Origin of the sequence: Lysobacter sp. 1R34A, from assembly GCF_051217035.1 — a bacterium.
Lineage (GTDB): Bacteria > Pseudomonadota > Gammaproteobacteria > Xanthomonadales > Xanthomonadaceae > Lysobacter.
This window is the reverse complement of record NZ_JBPKJP010000022.1, coordinates 22,612-46,852: the sequence shown is the minus strand read 5'-3', so window position 1 is coordinate 46,852 and position 24,241 is coordinate 22,612. Positions and strand designations below refer to the sequence as shown.

At 65.4% G+C, this 24,241-nt stretch carries 19 protein-coding genes and 1 pseudogene; 11 read left to right on the top strand and 9 right to left on the bottom strand.

The annotated features are described in order from the left end of the window. From ACSAMQ_RS08200 to ACSAMQ_RS08190, 3 genes and pseudogenes are all read left to right on the top strand, one after another. Positions 1 to 653, top strand: a 653-nt coding sequence (locus ACSAMQ_RS08200) for a hypothetical protein (RefSeq protein WP_435395165.1), incomplete at its 5' end; no start/stop codon positions are given. A gap of 356 nt (positions 654 to 1,009) precedes the next feature. Further along, positions 1,010 to 2,134: pseudogene (locus tag ACSAMQ_RS08195) on the top strand (sensor histidine kinase); the annotation flags it as partial. Further along, the gene (locus ACSAMQ_RS08190) at positions 2,123 to 2,545 is read left to right on the top strand and encodes a response regulator (protein WP_435395166.1); all 423 of its coding nucleotides are present in this window, start codon (positions 2,123 to 2,125) and stop codon (positions 2,543 to 2,545) included. The pseudogene ACSAMQ_RS08195 and the gene ACSAMQ_RS08190, both read left to right, overlap by 12 nt. A 140-nt stretch (positions 2,546 to 2,685) precedes the next feature. On the opposite strand, the gene ACSAMQ_RS08185 is transcribed toward ACSAMQ_RS08190, so the two are convergent. The 4 genes from ACSAMQ_RS08185 to ACSAMQ_RS08170 form a co-directional block, all read right to left on the bottom strand. Further along, positions 2,686 to 2,856 carry a DUF1328 domain-containing protein gene (locus ACSAMQ_RS08185; RefSeq protein ID WP_435395164.1) on the bottom strand — a complete coding sequence of 57 codons (171 nt, stop codon included), beginning with the start codon at positions 2,854 to 2,856 and terminating at the stop codon, positions 2,686 to 2,688. Positions 2,857 to 2,984: 128 nt separating this feature from the next. Beyond that, on the bottom strand, positions 2,985 to 3,164 hold the full coding sequence (locus ACSAMQ_RS08180) for a hypothetical protein (protein ID WP_435395163.1): 180 nt from the start codon (positions 3,162 to 3,164) through the stop codon (positions 2,985 to 2,987). Between the two features lie 249 nt (positions 3,165 to 3,413). Further along, positions 3,414 to 4,712: a hypothetical protein gene (locus ACSAMQ_RS08175; protein WP_435395162.1), complete on the bottom strand. Its 1,299-nt coding sequence runs from the start codon at positions 4,710 to 4,712 to the stop codon at positions 3,414 to 3,416. Between the two features lie 135 nt (positions 4,713 to 4,847). Beyond that, positions 4,848 to 6,140, bottom strand: coding sequence for a phospholipase D-like domain-containing protein (locus tag ACSAMQ_RS08170; RefSeq protein ID WP_435395161.1), 1,293 nt, complete (start codon positions 6,138 to 6,140; stop codon positions 4,848 to 4,850). A gap of 993 nt (positions 6,141 to 7,133) precedes the next feature. Between ACSAMQ_RS08170 and ACSAMQ_RS08165 the strand changes: the two genes are divergently transcribed. Beyond that, positions 7,134 to 8,339, top strand: coding sequence for a hypothetical protein (locus ACSAMQ_RS08165; protein WP_435395160.1), 1,206 nt, complete (start codon positions 7,134 to 7,136; stop codon positions 8,337 to 8,339). Between the two features lie 192 nt (positions 8,340 to 8,531). Here ACSAMQ_RS08165 and ACSAMQ_RS08160 read toward each other — a convergent pair whose 3' ends face one another. From ACSAMQ_RS08160 to ACSAMQ_RS08140, 5 genes are all read right to left on the bottom strand, one after another. Continuing rightward, on the bottom strand, positions 8,532 to 9,314 hold the full coding sequence (locus ACSAMQ_RS08160; protein WP_435395159.1) for a helix-turn-helix transcriptional regulator: 783 nt from the start codon (positions 9,312 to 9,314) through the stop codon (positions 8,532 to 8,534). A gap of 1,222 nt (positions 9,315 to 10,536) precedes the next feature. Further along, the gene (locus ACSAMQ_RS08155; protein ID WP_435395158.1) at positions 10,537 to 12,162 is read right to left on the bottom strand and encodes a flavin-containing monooxygenase; all 1,626 of its coding nucleotides are present in this window, start codon (positions 12,160 to 12,162) and stop codon (positions 10,537 to 10,539) included. Positions 12,163 to 12,242: 80 nt separating this feature from the next. Further along, positions 12,243 to 13,466 (bottom strand): flavin-dependent oxidoreductase, encoded by a 1,224-nt coding sequence (locus ACSAMQ_RS08150; RefSeq protein WP_435395157.1) that lies wholly within the window; start codon positions 13,464 to 13,466, stop codon positions 12,243 to 12,245. Between the two features lie 247 nt (positions 13,467 to 13,713). Continuing rightward, positions 13,714 to 14,040, bottom strand: coding sequence for an antibiotic biosynthesis monooxygenase family protein (locus ACSAMQ_RS08145; protein ID WP_435395156.1), 327 nt, complete (start codon positions 14,038 to 14,040; stop codon positions 13,714 to 13,716). 1,472 nt (positions 14,041 to 15,512) lie between these two features. Then, complete coding sequence (locus tag ACSAMQ_RS08140) at positions 15,513 to 16,538, bottom strand: methyltransferase (protein ID WP_435395155.1); 1,026 nt, start codon at positions 16,536 to 16,538, stop codon at positions 15,513 to 15,515. A gap of 632 nt (positions 16,539 to 17,170) precedes the next feature. On the opposite strand from ACSAMQ_RS08140, the gene ACSAMQ_RS08135 reads away from it, so the two are divergent. From ACSAMQ_RS08135 to ACSAMQ_RS08105, 7 genes are all read left to right on the top strand, one after another. Next, positions 17,171 to 18,577, top strand: coding sequence for a class II 3-deoxy-7-phosphoheptulonate synthase (locus tag ACSAMQ_RS08135; protein WP_435395154.1), 1,407 nt, complete (start codon positions 17,171 to 17,173; stop codon positions 18,575 to 18,577). Between the two features lie 142 nt (positions 18,578 to 18,719). Next, positions 18,720 to 19,346, top strand: coding sequence for an isochorismatase family protein (locus ACSAMQ_RS08130; protein WP_435395153.1), 627 nt, complete (start codon positions 18,720 to 18,722; stop codon positions 19,344 to 19,346). Further along, complete coding sequence (locus ACSAMQ_RS08125) at positions 19,343 to 21,214, top strand: anthranilate synthase family protein (protein WP_435395152.1); 1,872 nt, start codon at positions 19,343 to 19,345, stop codon at positions 21,212 to 21,214. The genes ACSAMQ_RS08130 and ACSAMQ_RS08125 overlap by 4 nt, the downstream gene beginning before the upstream one ends. Beyond that, complete coding sequence (locus tag ACSAMQ_RS08120) at positions 21,211 to 21,549, top strand: hypothetical protein (RefSeq protein WP_435395151.1); 339 nt, start codon at positions 21,211 to 21,213, stop codon at positions 21,547 to 21,549. Before ACSAMQ_RS08125 ends, ACSAMQ_RS08120 begins: the two co-directional genes overlap by 4 nt. Before the next feature lie 226 nt (positions 21,550 to 21,775). Further along, entirely contained in the window at positions 21,776 to 22,405 is a 630-nt protein-coding gene (locus ACSAMQ_RS08115; RefSeq protein ID WP_435395150.1) for a pyridoxal 5'-phosphate synthase, read from the top strand. 12 nt (positions 22,406 to 22,417) lie between these two features. Continuing rightward, complete coding sequence (locus ACSAMQ_RS08110) at positions 22,418 to 23,272, top strand: PhzF family phenazine biosynthesis protein (RefSeq protein ID WP_435395149.1); 855 nt, start codon at positions 22,418 to 22,420, stop codon at positions 23,270 to 23,272. Between the two features lie 66 nt (positions 23,273 to 23,338). After that, the gene (locus ACSAMQ_RS08105; RefSeq protein WP_435395148.1) at positions 23,339 to 23,830 is read left to right on the top strand and encodes a PhzA/PhzB family protein; all 492 of its coding nucleotides are present in this window, start codon (positions 23,339 to 23,341) and stop codon (positions 23,828 to 23,830) included. Positions 23,831 to 24,241: the final 411 nt, after the last annotated feature.

Genomic DNA, 24,241 nt, shown 5'->3' with positions numbered 1-24,241 from the left:
CGCTTGCCGGCCCGATCGGCATGCTGATCGGCGGCGGCGTGGGCGCCGTCGCCGGCGCGGCGGCCGGCAAGGGCATCGCCGAGCGCATCGATCCGACCGGCGAGACCGAGTACTGGCAGAACGCCCACAGCACGCGGCCGTATCACGACTCGAAATACGATTACGCCACCGACTACGCGCCGGCCTATGCCTACGGCACCGAGGCCCGCGCGCGCCTGCACGATCGCAGTTGGGACCCAGCCACCGAGGCGGAACTGGAACGCGACTGGGCCAGTGCGCGCAACCAGTCGCGCCTGGACTGGGCCGATGCGAAGGCGGCGGTGCGCGATGCCTGGGATCGCACCGACCGGACTTACCGCACCTACGACGCGACCGACCGTTACTACCAGTCGAGATTCGACCAGGCGAGCTACCGCGACCGGGACGCGAGCTACGACGACTATCGGCCGGCTTATCGTTACGGCGTGCAGGCACGCCATGGCGCCGCCGGGCGCGACTGGGACGACAAGCTCGAAGCCGACCTGGGACGCGGCTGGGAGAAGGTCAAGGGCCAGTCCCGGCTCGGCTGGGAAAAGGCCAAGGAAGCGACCAAGGATGCCTGGCACACCGTGGAACGCGCCCTGCCGGGCGATGCCGACGGCGACGGTCGCTGACCGCTCGCTGCCCACGGCCGGCCTCGAGGGGCCGGCCTCGTACAGGCCTGATCGCGCGAGAGTTCGCCGGCGCCGCTCGGCGCCGGCGGACGCGGAGCACCGGCCTTCGCGCGGCGTCGGCCGAACCGACAGCGTCGTCGAGACGAGGGCGTTCGGGTCCGCTGAGAAGGGCCGCCGACGCGGTCGGCTTAGGGTTGGTTTTGGGTTTGATTTCGGGGCCGTCTCGGCCCCTTCCGGGGTTCGGTCACAGGCTCGTCGCAAACGCCGGCAGTCCGTCGGCTTAGCACTTGGCGAAGGGCCTGCGGGCAGTGTAGAAGGGCTATCCGACCTTCCACCATGCCCCCTGCCTCCGCGCCATGGACACTTCCATCCAACCCGCAGCCGAGCCGGCCCAGAACCGGGACGGCATATCGCTGATCCAGCAGTCGCGGCAGCTCGAATTGTTGATCATGAGCGTCGTCGACTACGCGATCTACATGCTCGATCTCAGCGGCAACATCGCCAGTTGGAACTCGGGCGGTGCACGCATCAAGGGCTATAACGCCGAGGAAGTCATCGGTCGCCATTTCTCCATTTTCTACACCCAAGAGGATGTCGCCGCAGGATTGCCGGCCATCGCACTGAACCGGGCCGCCACCACCGGGCAGTTCGAGGCCGAGGGCTGGCGGGTCCGCAAGGACGGCAGCCGTTTCTGGGCCAGCGTGGTCATCGACGCCATCCGTGAAGACGGCAAGTTGCTCGGGTTCGCGAAGGTGACCCGCGACATCACCGAGCGCAAGCGCTCCGAGCAGGCGCTCGAGGAAGCGCAGAACGCATTGCTGCAGGCTCAGAAGCTGGAGGCGGTGGGCCAGCTGACCTACGGCATGGCGCACGACTTCAACAATCTGCTCACCGTGGTCGGGCACAGCCTGGAGCGCCTGCGCACGATGCGGCACGACGACGACAAATTCGATCGCGCCATGACCACCGCGCGGCGCGCGCTGGACCGCGGTACCCGCCTGACCAAACAGCTGCTGGCGTTCTCGCGCGGGCAAGTGCTGCGGCCCAAGGCGGTCGACGTCAACGCGCTGATCCGCGATGCCGAGGTGTTGCTGAGCCGAGTCTGCGACGAAAGAGTCGAGCTCTCCCTGGACTTGTCCCCGGGCTCGGCGACGATACAGGCCGACCCGACCCAGTTGGAGGCGAGTCTGCTCAACCTGGTGATCAATGCCTGCGACGCGATCACCGGAAGCAACGGCCGGATCAAGGTCTCGACCGAAATCCATGGCGAACATTTGACCGTGTCGGTGTCCGACAACGGCAGCGGGATGACGCCGGAGGTCGCGAAGCGAGCCACCGAACCGTTCTTCACCACCAAGGAGGTCGGCAAGGGGTCGGGCCTCGGCCTCAGCCAGGTCTATGGCTTCGTCAAGCAGTCGGGCGGATCGTTCGAACTCAAGTCTGCGGCCGAGGGCGGCACCACCATCGCCATGCACTTCCCGGTCAGCGGCATAGTCGAGGCGGCGGCGCAGCCGACCGTACTGCTGGTCGACGATGACGAGAATATCCTCGACGTAGTGCAGGAGAGTTTGCGCGATGCGGGCTACGCGGTGCTGACCGCCGCGAACGGTTTGCAGGCCTTGCAGATTCTGACCGAGGACGCCGGCAAGCTGGATGTGGTGTTCAGCGATGTGTCGATGCCTGGCGGAATGTCCGGGATCGAACTGGCCAAGCATGCTTATCAAGTGAGGCCTGACCTGAGGGTGATCCTGACCTCCGGGTATTCGCCGAACTGGCTGCCGGAATTGCCGCCCAACTGCGAGTTCCTGCCCAAGCCCTACGAGATGTCGGACCTCGACCGCCGTTTACGGCGAAAGCGCCGCCAGAGCGATCGGGCGGCGCCTTCGGAGTAGCGATCGGCGAGCAAAGGTTTCAGCGGTTTCACGATCGCCTCGCGCGCCTGCCACGGGCCTGAGGCCGCCACCGGGACCGTATCGAATGCGGTCCCGGTGGCATCACGGTCCAGGGCGCAAGCGGCGCTTACGCACTCGCGTCAGGCGACCGGGCCGCGGCCGCGACCGCGGAAGAACGAAACTGCGGCCAGGATCAGGAACACGACGAACAGGATCCAGGCGATATTGCTGGCAGCGCCGGCGATGCCGGTAAAGCCGAGCACGGCGGCGACCAAGGCGATGACCAGGAAGACTACGGCGTAACTGAGCATGTCATGTCTCCTTCTTCGGTGGTTCGATATCGGGGGTGGGTCGGTGTGGCTATTTCGAATGAGCTGGCAATCGGATCTTCAACTTTGCGCCTTCCTTGACCCATGAGACGAGGACCCATGAAACGTGGTTAACGGCCGTTGCCGCGGTGGTCGCTTTCGGACGACTGGGTGCGCGCGTCGTCATCGGGAGCGTGCTCGGCCGGTTGCTTCGCATGCGGCTTCTGATCTTGCGGCGGGTTGCGCTGCGGTTCGCGCGGATGATCGCCCCGGCCTTGCGGGTTGTGGCCCTGATGCCTGGTGTCGGCCATGATGGTCACCTCGTCGTTTGCCGATCCGGATAGGTTCGGGTGACACCGACACTGAGCCATGGCTTGTTAACCACAGGTCGTGCAGTGCGGAGCTCGGGTTCACTACGCCGAAACAAAAAAACTGTGCGCTACGCGAGACCCCTCGCGCCGCTCATGTCGGTCATGGCCGCGTGATACGCGTCGTTGATGAACTGTTCATGCATGGCCGCAACGGTGCGGCAGCAGATCGTGCAGTTCGATCCTTGGCCGCTATCGATGCCCTGCGCCGGTGGGCGCGCGCTGGCAATGTCCGAGCCGATGAGCGAAATAGCGTTCCATCAGGGTCGTAGACAGGTTGTGCAGCGCCAACTCGATGCGAAACGGCGTGCGCGGATTGCGGTCGAGCAGGCGGACGATATGGAAGCCGACCGGCTTGACCCCTTGCTTATGCACGTAGATCTCGAAGCCGCGGTAGAACGGGTCGGCGAGTTCGGCGTCCAGCCGTGCCAAGGTGGCCTGCGCGGACGCGGGAAGCCCGGCGCGCAATGCCGGGTCGCGCTCATGCAACAGGCGCTCGAAGAAGCGCTTCGAGCGGTACGGCTGCAGCGCGCGTGCGAGACGCCAAATCTCGAGATTGCGTTGGTTGTAGAACTCGAAGCCGCCATGCCGCCGCAGCGCGGCCGCGGCCTGCGCGCTGACGTCGTAGACCACGAAGTTCTCGGCCTGATTGTTGATATCGTCCAGGCTGCTGCGGTCGAACACATGGAACACGAAGCCGGGCCGGCCCATGAACGCCTGGCGCCCCTCGCGCGCTGCGGCGATGGCGCGGCCATCGTGGACGAAGCGGCCGGCCGAACTGCCGAGCAGGATGCTGCGGGTCGAATGCAGGCGGTTGAAGGTGCCGATGACGATCTCGTCGGCGTCGAATTCGGCATCGAACCCGGCCATGCCGTACAGCTCGGCCTGCGCGGCGTACTGGGCGATCTGCCGTCCGAGCCCGCATTCGCCGCGGACCTGGCCTCGGTAGAACCCCTCGATCGCGCGCGAATTGGCGCCGTTAGGCCGATAGCCTCGACCGAACCAGGAGATCGGCCGCCAACCGTCGCGGGCCGGGCCGCTGGCGCCGAAGCCGATCCAGCCGAGTTGCACGGCGGAGAAACGAAAGCCGCGATTGCCGACCAGGCGGTCCACCGCGCGGCGTGTCGCCGCACCGAGCTGGAAATCGTAGGCGCAGGCGGTGGCCGGATGCTGCAGCAGGCGATCGTACAGGCGCTCGCGCGCATCGGCGTCGAGTCGGCGGGGAATCTCGATCCGCAGATCGCCGGCCGCGCGGGCAGCGTTCAAATCGGCGCGATCGCAGGGCGTACCGGCCTCGATCTCGACCTGCGCCGCATCGCTGGCGACGAATCGCCAGCCGAGTTCGCGCAGCAGGCGCGCCTTGCACTCCGCCGATGCGGCCGAGGCGCTCGCGCCGAGCGCCTGCGCCAAGCCCAACGCCGCCACGATGGCGAAACGCAGGCGCGCGCTGCGGATTAACTCGGACCGGGCCTGCGCCGCCTCGGCGGCCATGCGCTGCTCCTGAAGCGAGCCCGGCTTATGGGCGTCGCCACGATCGTGCACCCGGCGAGGTTAAGGCGGCGTGGCATGCGATGAGATCATCATGCCGTCGCTCCGGTCACCGCATCCGATGCCGCACCGCGCTCGTCACAGTTGGCTCTTCAGCGGCAGGATGAATTTCTCCGCCAAGCGCTCGCTCCATGGGCGATGCTGCCAGTGCTCGAGGGTATACGGCCGGGCCTGCTTCAGGTCGGCCTCGAACACGCCGGTCATGCGTTCGGCGAAACCGCTGTCGTAGACGTTGAGGCTGGCCTCGTCGTTGAGCCGGAACGAGCGTATGTCGAAGTTGGTCGAACCCACCGAGACCAGGTGCCGGTCCACGATCAGCATCTTGACGTGCATCATCGTCGGCTCGTACTCGTGAAACTCGATGCCGGCGCGCAGCAGCGGTTCCCAGCCGGCTTTCGAGGCCAGCCGGACAGCGTCGGAATCGGTATGCCGGCCCGGCACCAGAATGCGGATGCGCACGCCGCGGCTGCGCGCGGCCAGCAGGGCGCGCGCGATCAGATCGTCGGGGACGAAATAGGCTGCGGCCAGATCGATCGAACGCGAGGAAGCCGCGATCGCCATCAGATACATCAGGTGCATGCTGTCGCTGCCGCCGGCCGGCGAGCTGAGGAACATCTGCGCATCCATCTTGCCTGCAGCGGGCAGCGGCGGGTAATAGGCGGCACCGTTCAACACCTGGCCGGTGGTCTTGATCCAGTTGTCGCTGAAGGCCGCCTGCATCTGCGCGGCCACCGGGCCGCGGACCATGAAGTGGCTTTCGCGCCAGTGCTCGGGGTCCTGCGCGTGGCCGAGCCATTGATCGGCCACGCCGACGCCGCCGGTGAACGCGGTCGCGCCGTCGACGACGAGGATCTTGCGGTGGGTGCGGTTGTTGATCCGGTCCAGGCTGTGCCAGGCGATCGGCCGATAGCGCTGCACGCGCACCCCGGCGCGCTGCATCTGTTCCAGCAGGACCGGGTCCATCTTCGCGCTGCCGAGCCAGTCGACGGTGAGATGCACGCGCACGCCGGCGCGGGCCCGCTCGGACAAGGCCTCGCTGAACTGCTTGCCGATCTTGCCGGACCAGTAGATGTAGGTCTCGAAGGTGATGGTGCGGCGCGCCGAGCCAATCGCCTGCAGCATCGCAGGAAAGATTTCGTCGCCGTTCTGCAGATCGACCACGTGGTTGCCGGGCAGCAGGGCGGGTCCCAGCATGACCCCCATTTCCTGGCGAAACTGCGGGTCGGTCACGGCGTAGCGGTGCTCGGGCATGCGCTGCAGGCGCTTCTCGGGCCCGGCCAGATTGACTGCGAGCCAGCCCAGCAAGACCGTGACCAGTACGGTGACGACGATGGCCAAGACGACCTGCTTTCGGGTCCAGCGTTCAGACATGAGTAGCGACCGTGAAGGGCGAGCGCGGTGGTTCCCGCAGCGTGAGGATCGGCCGCGCACTGTGGAGCCCGTGCGAAGTTTCGGGGGTTGAGCCCGGGGCGCTGCAGGACGTGAGGCGACGTGGTCGACCTGGGCCGCTCGTGCCTGGGGCTGCCGGATCAGCGTCTGGCCGAAAACCTGTGCTTGTAAGGGACGTGAGTCCCGACCGCGCCGCATCAGTCTCGCGTCGGCGGTGCGCGGCCCGTCGGGGGGGCGCAAGGCGCGACCACGGGACGCGCAGAGCGACGAGGCCGCCGGCGGTCGTCGAAGCGGTGCGCTTTCGCCAGGGTAGGAGCGGAGCAAGCCGCGACATCGCTGAGACAGTCTCGCGACGCATCGTTCATCGAACGATGATCAAAGATCAAGATCAAACCCAAAGCTTCCGCCACTAAAGCGGCGGGTTACTTTCTCGTCTAAAACAACAAAAGAAAGGTAACCAAAGAAGTTGCTTTGTTTTGAATCACAGGCCCGCGCGAGCGATGCCGACGCGGGGATCTACATGCGGGACCCCCCTGTCCCGATGAAAAACGGCCCGCATCCCTGCGGGCCGCCCTCCGGGTCTTCTTTAGCCGTCGGGAGTGCGAGGCGGCCCATAGCAACAGGGGCCAAGGCCAATGCCGGCATAGGGAATCAGGTCGGCGACACCAATCACTGTAGGAGCGGCGTGAGCCGCGACCACGGGACGCGCAGAGATACAGGGCGGATTTCATCCATCGTAGCGGCGCGCTTTCGCCAGGGTAGGAGCGGCGCAAGCCGCGACATCGCTGCTGCGGTCTTGCGGCGCCTCTCTGAAGCAAGATCAAGATCAAACCCAGAGCTTCCGCCACTAAAGCGGCGGGTTACTTTCTCGTCTAAAGCACAAAAAAGTAACCAAAGAAGTTGCTTTTCTTTGAATCAAGGGCTCGCACGATCGATGCATACGCGGGGATCTACATACGGGACATCCCCGTCCCGATGAAAAACGGCCTGCATCCACGCAGGCCGCCCTCCGGGTCTTCGACTGCTTCGCTAGTTCGAGGCGGCGCACAGCCGCAGCAAAGGCAACATCCCTGCGGCAACGGCAACGGCAACGGCAACCGCAACGGCAACCGCAACCGCAACCGCAACCGCAACGGTAACGGCAACGCAAGGCAGCGGCATCCCCGAGCTCTTTTCAAAGGGGACGGCCTGTGGCTTGGCTCACCGGGCGACGGCAGGCATCCGGCCCTTGCCGTTTTTGCTAGCCCGGTGGCATGGCGGCTGGAAAATCACCTGGCGACGCAGCACAATCGCGCTCCAGCCGTGTCAGGGATCGACCGCATGAGTGCTATTCGTATCGCCGTCCTCGCGAGTCTGCTCGCCTTCGTGCCGCTGCGCGGCGTGGCGGCCGAGGCCCCAGGCGCCGTGCAGGCGCCGCCGACGCAGGCGCAGTCCGACTGCCGGCGTCTGTCGCGGCTGGCGCGGTGCCTGGCTTCGCTCGAGATGCGCTCGAACTCGCCGCCGGACGAGACCTATCGCGGCCAGTGGCAGCGTTATGCCGGCAACGAAAGCCGAGCCTCGGTACAACTCGGCGGTCAGCACATCGAGTCGATCGTGCTGGGCAACGGCCGGCATTTCTGGAAGACCAGCCAGCCCTCGCAGGGCGGTCCCAACCCCGCGGAGCTCGGCGCCTTGCTCGCCAGCACCCCGGTGATGTGGCTCGGGCTGCTGCTCGGCCAGGATTTCGAGTTGCCCTTGCCCGGGCAGGACATCGACGCGGTCGGCGAGAACAGTTGGGCCTACGGCGTGGAAAGGTACCGGGTGCAGGTCCACGCGCAAGACGATGGGCGTTATCGCATCGATCTGGCCAAGACCGCGACCACCGGCGGCGAAGCGCCGCCCGAACCGGCGCCGCAAGCAGGGGACTGCAGCGATGCCGAGGCCCGGGCCGGGCGCTGCGAGCAGCCCATGATTTTCAGCACCGCAGACGACCGCGCCGCGCGCCTGGCCGAGTTGGCGCCGGTCGGATCGGGCTTCACCGCGACCCTCGGCCTGCAAACGCCGACCCAGACCTTGCCGGATTCGCTGTCGCTGAGCGGATGGACCTCCAGCGACGGCAAGACTTACGCAACCCTCGGCGACGCGCGCCGTGCAGTCCGGCCACGGCGAAGCCATGATCGGAGGACGGGCCAGGGCGGCTGAGCCGGGCCCTCGCTGTCGGCCGGACGCATATCGCCCCCTCATCGCAATCTCGACTGCCTGCGTATCCGATTGGCCGCTGTCGGGCCACGGGCCTTAGCAAGGCTTCGGCCTGGCCAGGTAAGCCATCGGCGCTATCGCCTTCAGCCCGCCGCGAGCCGCCCGCGCCGGATGGCGCCGGCGGCCCCGCATCGCTCAATTGGCCGACAGATAGGACGGGGCGTTCGAGGGCTGCATCAGCGACAGCGGCGGGGCGCCTTGGAAGATGATCTTCGACGAGCATTTCATGAACAAGCTGTCGGGAATTACGTACAGATAGCCCTTGCAAATGGCCTTTTCGATCAAATCGGGCTTGGTCAGCACTTCGAACTTGTCCTTGAGCACGTCGATGTATTGCTCGACCGTGCGCGAGGAGATCGACAGCAGCTCGGCGATGCGCTTGGAAGTGCCGCCGCGCAACAGGAAGAACAGCACTTCGTATTCGCGACGGGTCATGTCGATGTCGGCGTCCGACTCGGCGTGGGCCCGACCGGTTTGCGGCAGGCCGTGGACCGAGGCCAGTTGCGGGCCGAGATAGCCGAAATACGAACCGAGTACGCCGGCATTGATCGCGGTGATGTCGGTGCCGTGGAACAATACCCCGCGGATGTTGGTTTCCTGGTCGAAGAACGGCTTCTTGACGATCAGGAAGGCCCGCCATTTCGCGCATTTGAAGCGGTGCACGTTGAGGGTGGTGATGGAGATCTGCCGTTCCATCACGTACTTGTCCTGTTCGCGAAACGCCTTGCTGTGCGAAGCGACTTCGCAGGGCAGGTCGAAATCCGACAGCCCGTCCACGTCCTCGTCGGGTTCCAGGCCGACCAGCGCCTTGAATTCGGTATTGGCGTAGAGGAATTTCGAGTCCTGATCCTTGCAGGCGCACGGTCCCGGCATCTGCTCGATCATGGAAGAAAGCGCCGAACTGATTGCGATTGCCATGGTGGGACATCCTTGTTGAAGGGCAGCAATTCCGAATCTTTCCGGAACGAATGGGTTGGACTTCCTCGATAGTGCGGTTCGCAGGGTTCCACGCAGCAAGGCAGAGCCTTGTTGCCTGAATTTGGCCATTTGCCCGGTCCGCTGCGACGCAGCGGGCGCGAGGCGAGTCACTGCAGGGCGACTTCGGCGTATGTCCTGTGGTCCGTCATGCCGTCGACGCATCCATACCGCCAGCCACTACGCTCCCTGCCGATCGCCATCCGCGCGCCCTGTTTTTTGGTCGAGTGACGGGCGCGGCCTGCCCGCACTGCGGGGCTGGCGCGATCCAGGTCGAGTTCCGGTTCGTCCGTGCAGTCTGCCGGGGGGCTTCCCTTGCGAGTCGCTGCAAGGAACCGACCTTGTTCGCGTGCTTGGAATAGATCGGACATCGCGAGGCATCTTGCATGTCTGGAGCCGGATTCGGGCTGACTACTGCGCACTTTCCGAGGATGTGGCGGCTTCGGAATCGTGCCGGGCTATTTAAACGTGATGCATGATTTTATTGTGTGATAAGCATTGGGAATCGCGCAGTGCAAGCCAAGTATCAACCGATTGCGTTACCGGTCTGTGATCGAAATGACGATTTCCGATTCGAGTGATCCGTGTTTAGATGGCGTGGAATACCCTTGAAAACAAGGGTAATTACGCGGACAGCGGCAATCTCGACAGCATTCGTATTCGCTTGGCTAGTGACAAATGACACAAAGTCGAAGAGCGTGAACTCGATCGGTTTCGGGCAGCGAGTTTCATCGTCGCCTGCGATAGTTTTGTGGAGAGTTGGAAAGTCGGTTTGCATCGACGGCAATCGATTCAGCGTGTTCGTCGCTTTTCGGTCGTCGGACATCGTGCATGGCATCGATGGCATCGCAGCCGTTCGGGGCATTGCGCCATGCAGCGCTGCTGCGTATCGCGAGCGGCTCTGTCGGTTTGCGTAACCGCGAGTTGCGCACGATGCCGCGCCTGCGCGCAGAGCGGCGACAGGTGGCCGCAGGCGCTGGCGTTGCGTTTCGATACGGCTCGTGCCGGTGCGGGACGAGCGCTTGAGGAATAACTTGGTAAAAACAAAATAAAAAAAGAATAAGTCGCCATCACGAAGCCGGCCCCACCGCGAAGGGTGGGGCCGGCTCGTACTCTCGGCATGGTGCGCGAACGCCTTGCGGCCTTGGCGTCCTGGCTTGGCGGCTCAGGCGACCATCGAAGACGGGTCGCTGTGCAGGACGAAGCCCTCGTAGCCGGCGTCCGCTACTTCGCGCAGCTTGGCGCGATAGCCGGCAAGGCCGCCGAAATAGAACAGCACGCGGCTGCTCCTGCCGGCGATGTTCTCGCCGAAGATCCACGACTTGACCTTCGGGAACAAGGTATAGGCGGCGATTTCCCAGCAGGTCGCGGTCCAGGCGTCCTCGGCCTCACGGGTGGTCTCGATGACCGGCGTGGACTCGCCCTCGGCCCAGCCGATCAGCTCGCCGATCCACTCCACCTGGCTTTCGATGCTGGGCGGCAAGTTGCTGAAGGCGCTGTTCGGGCCGAGCACCATGAACATGTTCGGGAAGCCCGCGGTGGCGACACCCAGATAGCTGCGCGGCGCGTCCTTCCAGTGATGCTGCAGGGTTTCGCCGCCGCGGCCGCGGATCTCCATCTGGTTGTAGCTGCCCTCGACCGTCTCGAAACCGGTCGCGAACACCAGCAGATCGAGCTCGTGTTCGGCGCCGTCCTCGGTCAGCACGCCGCTCGCGGTGAGTTCCCTGATCGGATTCTCCGGCAGGCTGACCAGGGTCACGTTCGGCAGGTTGTAGGTCTCGTAGTAGTCGTTGATGCAGATCGGACGCTTGGCGTAGAGCTCGGTCGGACACAGCTTGCGTGCGGTTTCCGGGTCCTTGACGATTTGGCGGATTTTGGCGCGGATGAAGTCCGAGGCGGCCTGGTTGGCGGCCGGGTCGGAGGCGATGTCGGAGAAGGTGCCGAACATGAAGCGGAAGCCGTTGCCGATCTCCCAATGGTGCTCGAACACCTTCTGGCGTTCTTCCTCGGACACGCTCATCGCCGCGACGCCGCTTTCCTCGAAACCGCAAGCGATGCGCGAGTTGCGGATGCCGTCCCAGATCCGGTCGAAGTTCTGGCGGTATTCGGCGACGTAGGCCTCGCTGACCTGTCGGCTGCCGGCCGGCACGCAGAACTGCGCCGAGCGTTGGAACACGGTCAGGTGCCGGGCGAGCTTGGACGCAGCGCAGATGAACTGCACGCCGGTCGAGCCGGTGCCGATCACGCCGACGCGCTTGCCCTCCAGCGACAAGTCGGCCGGCCACGCGCCGGTATGCACGACCTGGCCCTGGAACTTCTCGCGTCCGGGAATCTGCGGGAACACGGTCTTGGACAGCACGCCGACCGCGTTGACCAGATAGCGGGCGGTGAACAGCTCGCCGGTGCTGGTGGTCAGCGTCCACACATGGTGGATCTCGTCGAACACGGCTGTGTCGATGCCGGTCTTGAGCTGGATGTCCTTGGCCAGGCCATGGCGGTCGACCACCGCCTGCAGGTAGCCGAGCATCTCCGGCTGGTCGACGTAACGGTTTCGCCAGTCCCAGTTCTCGCTGGTTTCCTTGTCGAAGGAATAGCGGTAGACGAAGCTCTCGGTGTCGGCGCGCGCGCCCGGGTACTTGTTCCAGTACCAGGTGCCGCCGACGCCGCCGGCCTTGTCGAAGGCGCGGACCTTGAGGCCTAGCTCGTTGCGCAGCTTGTGAAGCATGTAGATGCCTGCGAAGCCGGTGCCGATGACGATCGCATCGAAGTGGGTCTTGTCATTGTCGATCACGGATTGACTCCTGGATGCTCCTCAGCGTCCGCGATCACTCGGAAGGCCTGGCGTCGGAGTAGTTTCGGGAAACCACGTTGTCACCGCACGTGCGAGCGATCGACGATGCTGCGATAGGAACTCGTGATCGCCGCGAGCGCGGCGGTTTTTTCCGGGTCCGGACGAGCGGCGATGGCGCGCTCGGCGCTGTCGCGGTCGCGGTTGGCCAGGACGATCGCGGTGGTCGGCGGGCGGCGCACCGCTTCGTAGCGCTGCAGTGCATCGACCGTGTCGCTGTTGTCGCCGAGCTCGCCGGCCAGGCTGACCGCGTCGAGAATGGCCTGCGAGGCGCCGTTCGCGCCGACCGGGTACATCAGGTGGGCGGCGTCGCCGAGCAGGGTCGCACGGCCGATGCCCCAGCGCGGCAGCGGGTCGCGATCGACCATCGGGTACTCGAGGATCTGGGTGCTGCGGGTCAACAGATCGGGAACATCGAGCCAACCGAAGTTCCAATCGGCGAAGTAGGGCAGTACGTCCTTGAGCTGGCCCGAGCAGTCCCAGCTGGCCTCGCGGGTCAGGTCCTGGGCGACGTCGGGCACCATGCAGACCCAGTTGACCAGGGCGCGGCCGTGCTGGGCGTGGCGCGCCGAGCAGGGATAGGCGATCAGGCGGGTGGAGCGATCGTCGTTGGCGACGATCATGCTGCGGCCGTCGAGGAACTCGTCGACTTCGGTCAGGCCGCGCCACATCTGGATGCGGGCCGGCAGCAGTTCGCAACGGTCGGGATGCAGGCGGGCGCGTACCGCCGAATGCAGGCCGTCGGCGCCGATCAGGGCGGAGGCTTCGAAGGTTACGGCGGCCGAGTTATCGGCGCGGTCCTGGGCGCGGACGCGGATGCCGGTGCGGGTGTGTTCGAAGTCCTGCACGCGCAGGCCGGTGCGCACGGCGTCGGCGCCGAGCCGCTCGCGCACGGCCGCCAACAGCAGCATCTGCAGTTCGCCGCGATGGATCGCGTACTGCGGATACGGGTCGCCGGCGGCAAGACCACGCGGCTCGCTCCACAGCGTGGTGCCGGCATGGTCGAGATAGCGCAGTTCGCGGGTGGCGATGCCGGTCGCGGCGATCGCCTCGCCCAGGCCGAGCGCGAACAACTGGGCGATGGCGGCGGGCTGGACATTGATGCCGACGCCGAGCGGCCGGATCGCGTTGGCGCTTTCGAGCACCACGACTCGTTCGATGCCCTGCGCATGCAGGGCCAGGGCGGTCGTCAGCCCGCCGATGCCTGCGCCGGCGATCACGATGTCGGTTTGCGTGGAGGTGGACATAACGACGGAAGCTCCTCGACCTTGAGTTGTCGGACTGCCGGTCGCAACCGCCTTCCGATCGAGGACGCCGAGGCTGATGCAACGGTGTCGGCGACGATGAGCGACCGCTGGACTGCAGGCCTGCGGGCAGAGGGGCCGCGACGCTCGCCTGAGCGACCCGGCCCCTCGTCGCCTTCCATCCGTCACAGGCGGCGCCGGGTCCGGGACAGCGGGTCTCGGGCCGGGCCGCCGCGACGGGCGATGCGCATCAACGATGGACCGACGCGACCGAGTAAACGTGCGGGGTGGCGCGCGCGAGTTCGGCGCTGCGCTTGCCGTAGTCCTGCGCGGCGGGGTCTTCGCGGGTGGCCTTGATGTCTTCGGCGCTGCGCCACTGGGCATAGTTGACGACGCGGCTGCCGTCCTTGCTGGCGAGGATGCTCACCGAGATGAAACCGGGGCGGTGGCGGATCACCTTGTCGGCGCCTTCGTTGAGGAGGTCGACCAGCGCCTGCTGCTTGGCGGGCTCGACATCGAAAACGTTGATGAAGGTCACCGTGTCGTCGGCGCGGATTACCTGTTCGTTCTTGGCCATGATGTGATTCTCTGCTTTGTTCCGGCGGGACTAGCCGGTCGGTGGGTATCACGGCAGACTCGCCAGCGAGGGCTGCCGCGCATGTCGAAGACCCTGTGTCCGCTTGCCGCGAGCGAAATTCGCGGTCGGGCTTCGACCGATAAAGTAATGAGAGGCCTTGGCTGGCGCATCTGTAGTTTCTACGGATAAAGAATGGCGATGCGGGGATTCCGAAGTACGCGCGGAGATGACATCGGTCGCGAAGTGCGACGTCGGGGTGAATGTGCCTAATATTAGAGATTCGGTTTTTGTCACAAAATGTCTTAAAAACAGCGGTATTCGACGATCCTTTGTAGATCTAGAAATCGCGCGGCAATCCGTGCAAGTGTTATCTGTCATATAAAAAATCAGTATGTCGTCATGACTTCAGTTGCCGCAGAATCGGCATGCGGACCCCTGCTGAAGGAGCGGTGAGCTGGCGATGACGCAGCGATGACAGGCATTGTTGGCTGTGGCGACCGGTCGGTGGCAAGGCCGGTTCAGATGCCTGTAGGGGCGACGTGAGTCGCGACCGCGGTACGCGCAGAGGCGCCAAGGCCGGTGTCGTTCGACGAAGCGGCGCGCTTCGCCAGAGTAGGAGCGACGCAAGTCGCGACCGCGTTGTAGCGCCTTATTGTGTAACTTTGGATCAAGAGCAAAGCTTCCGCTCCCTAAAGGGTGCGGGTAACTTTCTCGTCCAAAGCAACAGAAGAAAGTCACCAAAGAAAAGTGCTCCCTGCAAGGGCACCAGCCGTGCGATCGGTGCCGACGCGGGGATGCTCCAGACAGGCCATCCATGGCCTGCTTGCGCACGGCCCCCTCCCTGCGGGCCGCCCTCCGTGTCTTCAGTTGACCGGCAAAGCGGCAAAGCGGAAAAGCGGTAAAGCGGTAAAGCGGTAAAGCGGCAAAGCGGATCAAAATCCGGCACGGCAGACGACGCATTGCTCTTGGGTAGGAGCGGCGCAAGCTGCGACCGCGCAACCCCGACCATCCGCGCCGGCAGCCGCAGATTCGCGGTTGCGACTCACGTCGCTCCTACAGGGGATACGACCGGCGACGGGGCGAGATTGAGGCATGGCAGTCGCGGCTGGCGCCGCTCCTACCCCGGCGAAGGTACGCCGCTTCGATGGATGGCAAGGGCGTTGTCGCTTCGACGCGTCCCGTGGTCGCGGCTTGCCCGGTCCTTTCTTTTGTTGCTTTAGACAAAAGAAAGTAACCCGCCGCTTCAGTAGCGGAAGCTTTGGGTTTGATCTTGATCCTGATCCTGATCCTGATTTGGGGGGCGCAGTAACACCGTCGCAGCACGGCGTCCACGCAGAAAGGGCGTTACAGCAGCCGATCCATGCGGTACCAAATAGTCAAGACCCGGTTAGACAATGGATGTGACGAATGCAGCCGGCCGCATCAGCAACCGGCTGCACCAGATCGGTCCGGCGCACGGCCGAACCCAGCGATCAAATCGGACGCGCCTCCACGATGCTCAGGCCCGAAGCAGTCGGCAGGACTCGCTCCATGGCGAAGCCCGACGCGGCGAACAGAGTCTTGAACTCGTCGGCAGTGCGCTCCTGGGCGCCCAGCAGCACCAGCATGTGCAGGTCCAGCCATTTGCCGAAGAACGGCTCTTCGCCCTCCGGCAGTACCAGCTCGACGATCAGCAGCTTGCCGTGCGCCGGCATCGCGCGGCGGCAATTGCGCAGGATCTCGATGCTGCGTGCGTCGTCCCAGTCGTGCAGCAGCAGCGACAGGATGTAGACGTCGCCGTCGGCGGGCACTTCGACGAAGAAGTCGCCCCCGACCGTGCCGCAACGTTCGCCGACGCCGGCCTCGGCCAGGCGCTTGCCGGCGGCCTCCGCCACGTGCGGCTGATCGAACAGGATGCCGCGCGCCTCGGGCTGGCTGCGCAGGATCGCCGAGAGCAGCGGGCCGTAGCCGGCGCCGATGTCGACGACGGTCTCGAACGGCGAGAAGTCGTAAGCCTCGACGACGGCCTGGGCGACCTGCTTGGTATAGCCGGCCTGAGCTTCGTTGAACACGCGGTCGGCTTCCGGATGCTGGGCCAGATAGCCGAAGTAGCTGGTGCCGAACTGCTTCTCGAACGCGGTCTCGCCGGTCTGCACGTTGTGCAGCACGTCGGCCCAGGCGCGGTACTGCTCTTCGCCGTGCATGATCGCCTGCGGACGCATCGAGTCCGGGGTGCCGCTGCGCAGCAGCGCGGCGAGCGGGGTGATGCCGAACACGCCCGGCTGGTTCTCGGTGAACACGCCGATGCTGGCGATGGTGCGCAGCACGCGCTTGAGCAGCGGAGCCTTGGCGCCGGTCGCGGCCGCCAGTTCCTCGATCGGCTTCGGCGCGTCGGCGACCAGGTCGGCGATACCGAGCTTGGCGGCGACGTAGAGCGATTGCGTCACCCAGTAGCCGGTGATCATCTGCAGCAGGATCGACGACAAGGGTACGGCGCCGGCACGGATATTCTCAGTCATATGCACTCCTGGAGTAGTTATGCGCAATAAAGTCGTGGGATGGCGTCGGCGATAAGCGGGTCGCCCAGCAGGATGGACGGGCCGGGACGAGGCCTGCGCATTCGCTGAGCCGGTGATTGGAACGCCGCAACAAGTCCGATGCATGACCGCCCCCTGCGAACATCGGATTCGTTATGAGACTTCGCGGCGCTTTATGCGCCGTCCGGACAACGCCGGCGTGTCGTGCATGATAAAAAACCGATAGCGCTCACACTAAGTCCGAGACTGCGATGCAGTGCCGGATGCGCCGCGCGATGGGTCTGCTCGGCGGCTGCAATCTACATCGATCGCATCATTGGCGGTTACGTACTTTCTACGGTTAAACCGCCATTTTTCATCTGATAATTTGCCGTCACTGCTGGAAATCGCCAGCTGCATCCGAACGAGGAAACAAACGGTTCGGGCGGCATTCGCGATGTTCCCATCGGCATGGTTGGGGCATCGGCCGCAGTACGCGCTCGCTATATGGCACGCCGAATTCCGGCGCCGCGGCGTGCGCCGCCCGGTTACGCAAGTTCGCATGCAAGGATCGACGCGATCGATCGCGTGCCGGGACTCAAACCTAATGGGGAGACGATTCCATGTTTCGACCGTTGAGCGTAGTCAGAAACGAGGACGATTGGTCGCCGCAGACCTGGCAACAGCGTCCGGCGCAGCAACAACCCCAATATGCTGCGGACGGAGAACTGGAGAAGGCGACCGACCGGCTGGCGCGATTGCCGCCGCTGGTGACTTCGCTCGAAGTGTTGAAGTTGAAGCGGGCCCTGGCCGAAGCGCAGGAAGGAAGACGCTTCCTGCTGCACGGAGGCGATTGTGCCGAGAGCTTCGTCGACTGCACCAGCGAGATCATCGCCAACCGCCTCAAGGTGTTGCTGCAGATGAGCATCGTCCTCGCGCATGGCCTGAAGCAGCCGGTGATCCGGGTCGGCCGCTTCGCCGGACAGTACGCCAAACCGCGTTCGACCAACGAGGAAACCCGCGACGGCGTGTCGCTGCCGAGCTTTCGCGGCGACATCGTCAATGGCGCCGATTTCGACGAGGCCTCGCGTCGTCCCGACCCGAACCGCCTGTTCGAAGCCTATGCCCATTCGGCGCTGACCCTGAATTTCACCCGCGCCATGGTCGATGGCGGCTTCGGCGACATCCACCATCCCGAGTATTGGAAACTCGATTGGGTCGAGCACTCGCCCCGCGCAATCGAGTACAGGCGAGTGGTAGAAGAAATCGCCGATTCCTTGCGTTTCATGAAGACCGTCGGCGGGCAGTTCGTCGACAGCCGCATGCACACCGGCTTCTACACCTCGCACGAAGCCTTGCTGCTGCACTATGAGGCCGCCTTGACCCGGCGCGTTCCGCAACGAGGGGGCTGGTTCAACCTGTCGACGCATCTGCCCTGGATCGGCATGCGCACCGCGGCGCTCGACGGCGCCCATGTCGAACTGTTCCGCGGTATCGGCAACCCGATCGCGGTGAAAGTCGGGCCGACCACCAAGCCCGACGAATTGCTGCGCTTGATCGATGTGCTCAACCCCTACGAAGAACCGGGCCGCCTGACCCTGATCACGCGGATGGGCAAGAGCCGGATCGCCGATGCCCTGCCGGGCTTGCTCAAGACGGTGCGCCAGGCCGGACGCCGGGTGCTGTGGGTCGCCGACCCGATGCACGGCAACACCGAGAGCGCCGGCAACGGCTACAAGACCCGGCGCTTCGACAACATCCGCGGCGAGCTGGACTTGGCCTTCGACATCCATGCCGCCGAGGGCACGCGCCTGGGCGGTGTGCACCTGGAACTGACCGGCGAGGACGTGACCGAATGCCTCGGCGGCGCGCGCGACCTGGCCGAGGCTGACCTGAGCCGCGCCTACAAGACGGCGGTCGACCCGCGCCTGAACTACGAACAGTCGCTGGAGCTGTCGATGTTGATCGTCTCCGCCAGCCGCGCCACGCCGTCGGCGCGGCCGGTCGCGCCGCCCCTGCGGGCGATGGGCGGCTCGCTGTGAGGAGCCAGGCCACGGCCAACGCACGCGATGCACGCCGCCGCAGGCGATGCCGCCGCGAGTAGCGAATCTCCGCCGCGGCAGCGCCGATAGCGCCGCGGCAACCGCCACGAAGGGCGCCATGCCCGAGACGATGGAAGCAATCATGACCGGTATTCCGAAGATCCAGCCTTATGCGATGCCGACCACCGCCCAGCTTCCCGCCAACATCGCGAGCTGGAAGATCGATCCCGATCGCGCGGTGCTGCTGGTGCACGACATGCAACGCTATTTCCTGCGCCCGATCCCGTCCGAAGGCCTGGGCTCGGTGCTGGTCCGCAACGCCGCCTCGATCCGCCGGCGCTGCCAGGCGCTCGGCATTCCGGTGGCCTATACCGCGCAGCCCGGCGGAATGACCGCCGAGGAACGCGGCCTGCTCAAGGACTTCTGGGGCAACGGCATGCAGGTCGACCCGGTCGACCGCAACGTCGTCGACGAACTGAGCCCGGCCGAGGGCGACTGGTCGCTGACCAAGTGGCGCTACAGCGCGTTCTGGAAGTCCAACCTGCTCGAGCGCATGCGCGAGTCCCGCCGCGACCAGTTGATCATCTGCGGCGTCTACGCTCACATCGGCGTGCTGATGACCGCGGTCGAGGCGTTTTCCAACGATATCGAAACCTTCGTGGTCGGCGACGCCGTCGCCGACTTCTCCCTGGAACGTCACCTGATGGCGCTCGAGTACGCCGCGCGCTGCTGCGCCGTCGTGGTGACCTCGGAACAGGTGGCCGCATGACTACTTCATTGCTGCACGATATCGTCGGGGGGCAGGCCGGCCAGGGCGCGTTCGCACTGTTGTTCCGGCCGCAGTCGGACGTCCAGGACATGCTGGACGTGTTCGCCGGCGAGATGGGCCAGTTCGATACGCTCGAATCGATTCCGCTGGCCGACGCGGGAACCGTCGGCGAGGAAGTGTTGGTGCTGGTTCCCTACGGACAATTGCGCGAACGCGGCTTCGCGTCCGTCGACGATGGCCAGCGTCTGCAAGTCATGACGATCCATCAGCGTGAGCGCGTTTGCGTCGAGGAGGCGCTGAAGACCATCGCCGCGGCGCCGATCGAGCTGGCCGGCGGCGAGTTCGACATCGACGACGAAGCCTATGCCGAGAAGGTGCGGCGGATCGTCGCCGACGAGATCGGCCGCGGCGAAGGCTCCAACTTCGTGCTCAAGCGGACCTTCGTCGCCGACATCAGCGGCTATTCGCTGTCGGTCGCGCTGGCCGCGTTCCGCCGCCTGGTGCAGGAAGAGGTCGGCGCCTATTGGACCTTCATCGTCCACACCGGCGAGCGCACCTTCATCGGCGCCAGCCCCGAGCGCCAGGTCAGCCTGCGCGACGGCGTGGCGACGATGAACCCGATCAGCGGCACCTACCGCTATCCGCCGTCGGGCCCGTCGCTGTCGGGCGTCATGGGCTTCCTCGCCGATGCCAAGGAGAAAGACGAGCTGTACATGGTGGTCGACGAAGAGCTGAAGATGATGGCCCACTTTTGCCCGCAGGGCGGCAAGGTGGTCGGGCCGTATCTCAAGGAAATGTCGCGGCTCGCCCACACCGAGTACTTCATCGAAGGACGTACCAGCAGCGACCCGCGCACCATCCTGCGCCATACCTTGCTCGCCCCGACCGTCACCGGCAGCCCGATCGAGAACGCCTGCAGGATCATCGCCCGCCACGAACCGGAGGGCCGCGGTTACTACGGCGGCGTGGCCGCCCTGATCGGGCGGGACGCGAACGGTCGGGCGATGATGGACTCGGCGATCCTGATCCGTACCGCCGACATCGATGCCGGCGGACGCATGCGCATCGGCGTCGGCGCGACCATCGTGCGCCATTCCGACCCGGCCTCGGAGGCCGCGGAAACCCGGGCCAAGGCCAAGGCGCTGCTGGCCGCGCTCGGCCACGGCCGCAAGTCGAGTTTCGGGCTGGACCCGGACGTGCAGGCCGCGCTAAAGCAGCGCAACGGCGGCATCGCCGATTTCTGGTTGTCCGATGCCGACGACCGCATCCGCATCGACCCGGCCCTGAGCGGTCGCAAGGTGCTGATGGTCGACGCCGAGGACGCATTCACCGCGATGCTCGCGCAGCAGCTCGAGTCGATCGGCCTGGACGTCACCATGTGCCGCTTCGACGAGCCGGCCTTGTTCAAGGGCGACTGGGATCTGGCGGTGATGGGTCCGGGCCCGGGCGACCCGCGCAACATGGACGACCCGCGCATCGCCAGCATCCGCCGGGCGATGAGCCATCTGCTCGCCGAGAAGAAGTCCTTCCTCGCGGTGTGCCTGAGCCACCAGATCCTGTGCCTGGAGCTGGGGCTGGAGCTGATCCAGCGCGCCACGCCGAACCAGGGCGTGCAGCGCGAGATCGACTTCTTCGGCAGCCCCGAACTGGTCGGCTTCTACAACACCTACGTCGCCATGTGCGACAGCAGCCAGTTCGCCCGCGGCGAGCACAGCCTGATCGAGGTCAGCCGCGACGCCGAGTCGAACGAAGTCCATGCGCTGCGCGGCGCCGGCTTCGCCTCGATCCAGTTCCATGCCGAGTCGCTGCTGACCCGCCGCGGCGTGGACATCATCGCTTCGAGCGTAAAGAGAGTGTTGACCGCATGAAAACGACGATCAGCTGGTGGAACCTGGACCGGTCGGGCCAGACCATAGAGTCGATGCGCGACTACCTGAGGGAGGAGGGCGTAGCCCCATGGGAAGACGTGCGCGGCATGCATTCCAAGTTCTGGATCTCCGATCCGGCCAACAACCTGTGGGGTGCGGTGGTGGTATGGGAGTCGAGCGACGCGATGAGCCAGCCGCTGCCGCCGAACCGCGCGACCGAGTTGATCGGCTATCCGCCGAGCATGCGCACCACCTTCGACATGGAGGTATTGATCGAGCACGGCCGCGCCGGCCCCTGGCTGGTCGGCGACGCGCTCGAGGAAGAGCACGCCTGAAACACCGTGCTACCGCGCAAGGTCGAGCGTTCGGCCGACGGCGCAGCCGGGCAGCGCGCAGGGTTCGTCGGTGCAGGCGACGGGTCGGTACGCGCACTGCGCGGCTGCGCCGAAGCCGGCGACGGCAGGCGCCCCGATCGCCACGCGCGCCGCGCCCGCCAGGCATCGAGGCCGGGCGACGACTTCGATGCAGGACGCAAGCTCCCCATACACCGGACGAACCGACATGAGTCAATTCAACGCTACATCAGCCCAGGCGCTGGAGATTTCGATCTTCGACGTGCCGCCCGAACAACCGATTCCGCTGCTGCGCGAATGGTTCAACCAGGCCATCGACAACCGCGTGCGCGATCCCGGCACCCTGGCCCTGGCGACCACCGGCATCGACGGGCGCGCTTCCAACCGCATGGTCCATCTGCTTGAGATCACCGGCGATTCGCTGGTGTTCACCACCCATGCGAAAAGCCAGAAGGGCCGCGAGATCGCCTTCAACGGCTGGGCCTCGGGCGTGCTGTATTGGCGCGAAACCAAGCAGCAGATCGTCCTGAGCGGACCGGTCGGGCCGCTGTCGGCGGCCGAGTCGGACCTGCTGTGGAGCAAGCGTCCGCCCGAAGCCAATTCCATGTCGACCGTGTCGCGCCAGAGCGCCGTGCTGGAAGACGAGAAGGCATTGCGTCTGCAAGCGCAGCGCCTGACCCGCGCAGCGATTCCGCTGGTGCGGCCGGAGGGCTGGCACGGCTATGCGCTGCGTCCGACCATCGTCGAATTCTGGCAGGCCTCCGACGATCGGTTGCACAGCCGTTTGCGTTACGACGCGGCGCCGTCGGGCTGGACCCATCGCAGGCTGCAACCATAAGGAGGCGCCGACATGACCGCAGGCAAGTATGTAGTGGCCGATGTATTCACCGACCGCCCGCTGGAAGGCAACCCGGTCGCGGTGTTCACCGATGCGTCCGGCCTGGAAGCGGCGGACATGCAACGCATCGCCCGCGAAATGAATCTTTCCGAGACCACCTTCGTGTTCCCGCCCGGCGCGGACGGCGATTTCCACGTGCGCATCTTCACCCCGGTCAACGAACTGCCGTTCGCCGGGCATCCGACCCTCGGCACCGCGATCGTGCTCGGCGAGCAGTGCGATGCCGCCGGCTTCGGCCTGGAAACCGCCATGGGTACGGTGCCTTTCACCTTCCAGCGCAACGACGACGGCAGCATCCTCACCGCGAGCATGCAGCAGCCGATCCCGGCCTGGGAGCCGTACGAACTCGCCGACGTGCTGCTCGAAGGCCTCGGCCTGGCCTCGTCGACCCTGCCGGTGGAGATCTACCGCAACGGCCCGCGCCACGTCTTCGTCGGCCTGCCCAGCATCCCGGCCTTGTCGGCGGTGAAACCCGACCTGCGCATCCTCGCCACCTTGCCGGACATGGCCGCGAACTGCTTCGCCGGCTCGGGTTCGCAATGGCGCATGCGCATGTTCTCGCCGGCCTACGGCGTGGCCGAGGACGCCGCGACCGGCTCGGCCGCCGGGCCGCTCGCTTTGCATCTGATCCGTCACGGCCGGCTAGGCTTCGGCCAGCCGATCGAGATCTGCCAGGGCGTCGAGATGGGCCGCCGCTCGGTCATGCACGCGGTGGTCGAAGGTTCGTTGGCGCAGATCGGGCCGATCCGCGTATCCGGCACGGCGACGGTGGTGGCGCGCGGCGAACTGACCCGCTGGAAAGCTTGAGACCGGCGCATCCGCCGCGCATCGGTCGCCAATCAACCACTCATGGCCTACATAGAGGACGGCATCATGATCGAACATGCTTTCAAGACTTCCGAAGCCGGCAGCGACGACGATCTGCGCCGCAGGCACCGGGCGGTGGTCGAGGATTATATGAGCCGCAAGGGCGAGGCGCGGCTGACCCGCTATCTGCTGTTCACGCCCGACGGCAGCGGCGGCCTGTGGACCAACGACACCGGCGAGCCGATCGTGTCGCGCGGCCACGAAGGCTTGAAGGCGCACGGCGCGTGGTCGCTGAAATGCTTTCCGGATTGGGAATGGAAGAACGTGCAGATTTTCGAGACCCAGGACCCGAACCGCTTCTGGGTCGAGTGCGACGGCGAAGGCCAGATCCTGTTCCCCGGCTATCCGCCGGGCTACTACAGCAACCACTTCATCCATTCTTTCCTGCTGGAGAATGGGAAGATCAAGCAGAACCGCGAGTTCATGAACCCCTACCAGCAGATGCGCGCGCTCGGCATTCCGATTCCGGCGATCAAGCGCGAAGGTATCCCGGCCTGAGGCCGTTCGTTCCCGGGCGCCGTACGACTTGGCAGCACTGCAGCCTCTCGTCGTCGTGACCGGAGTGGAGCGCGAGATGGATATTCGCTAGGCGCGGGCAAGCGTTCTGGAGGGAGTGCGCGACCGTTCGCTCCCTTTGGCAAAGGAGAAAGCGCTTGGTTGAATGCCTTCCGAGCGGGGCGCGTTCCTTCGCCCTTTGGAAAAGGGGTTGGCGCCGACGTCCATGGAGGTCGAGATAGGGCGGCTGCGCCAGGATCTGCTTCGGTCGATGCGACGGAGAGCAGTCTCCATCCTCCTCAAAGGGGACTCACGGCGTCGTAGCGCTCAGCAACTAAATCGTCGCGAATGAGGCTGGGGGGCGTTCGCCCCCTTTGGACGGACTGGCGCCTGCGTGAACCGGGGCGGGGGATG

Bases quoted from the DNA above. Each gene is read 5' to 3' on its own strand.
- ACSAMQ_RS08190 (WP_435395166.1), top strand. From the start codon at position 2,123: ATGCACTTCCCGGTCAGCGGCATAGTCGAGGCGGCGGCGCAGCCGACC.
- ACSAMQ_RS08185 (WP_435395164.1), bottom strand. From the start codon at position 2,856: ATGCTCAGTTACGCCGTAGTCTTCCTGGTCATCGCCTTGGTCGCCGCC.
- ACSAMQ_RS08180 (WP_435395163.1), bottom strand. From the start codon at position 3,164: ATGGCCGACACCAGGCATCAGGGCCACAACCCGCAAGGCCGGGGCGAT.
- ACSAMQ_RS08175 (WP_435395162.1), bottom strand. From the start codon at position 4,712: ATGGCCGCCGAGGCGGCGCAGGCCCGGTCCGAGTTAATCCGCAGCGCG.
- ACSAMQ_RS08170 (WP_435395161.1), bottom strand. From the start codon at position 6,140: ATGTCTGAACGCTGGACCCGAAAGCAGGTCGTCTTGGCCATCGTCGTC.
- ACSAMQ_RS08165 (WP_435395160.1), top strand. From the start codon at position 7,134: ATGAAAAACGGCCTGCATCCACGCAGGCCGCCCTCCGGGTCTTCGACT.
- ACSAMQ_RS08160 (WP_435395159.1), bottom strand. From the start codon at position 9,314: ATGGCAATCGCAATCAGTTCGGCGCTTTCTTCCATGATCGAGCAGATG.
- ACSAMQ_RS08150 (WP_435395157.1), bottom strand. From the start codon at position 13,466: ATGTCCACCTCCACGCAAACCGACATCGTGATCGCCGGCGCAGGCATC.
- ACSAMQ_RS08145 (WP_435395156.1), bottom strand. From the start codon at position 14,040: ATGGCCAAGAACGAACAGGTAATCCGCGCCGACGACACGGTGACCTTC.
- ACSAMQ_RS08140 (WP_435395155.1), bottom strand. From the start codon at position 16,538: ATGACTGAGAATATCCGTGCCGGCGCCGTACCCTTGTCGTCGATCCTG.
- ACSAMQ_RS08130 (WP_435395153.1), top strand. From the start codon at position 18,720: ATGACCGGTATTCCGAAGATCCAGCCTTATGCGATGCCGACCACCGCC.
- ACSAMQ_RS08125 (WP_435395152.1), top strand. From the start codon at position 19,343: ATGACTACTTCATTGCTGCACGATATCGTCGGGGGGCAGGCCGGCCAG.
- ACSAMQ_RS08120 (WP_435395151.1), top strand. From the start codon at position 21,211: ATGAAAACGACGATCAGCTGGTGGAACCTGGACCGGTCGGGCCAGACC.
- ACSAMQ_RS08115 (WP_435395150.1), top strand. From the start codon at position 21,776: ATGAGTCAATTCAACGCTACATCAGCCCAGGCGCTGGAGATTTCGATC.
- ACSAMQ_RS08110 (WP_435395149.1), top strand. From the start codon at position 22,418: ATGACCGCAGGCAAGTATGTAGTGGCCGATGTATTCACCGACCGCCCG.
- ACSAMQ_RS08105 (WP_435395148.1), top strand. From the start codon at position 23,339: ATGATCGAACATGCTTTCAAGACTTCCGAAGCCGGCAGCGACGACGAT.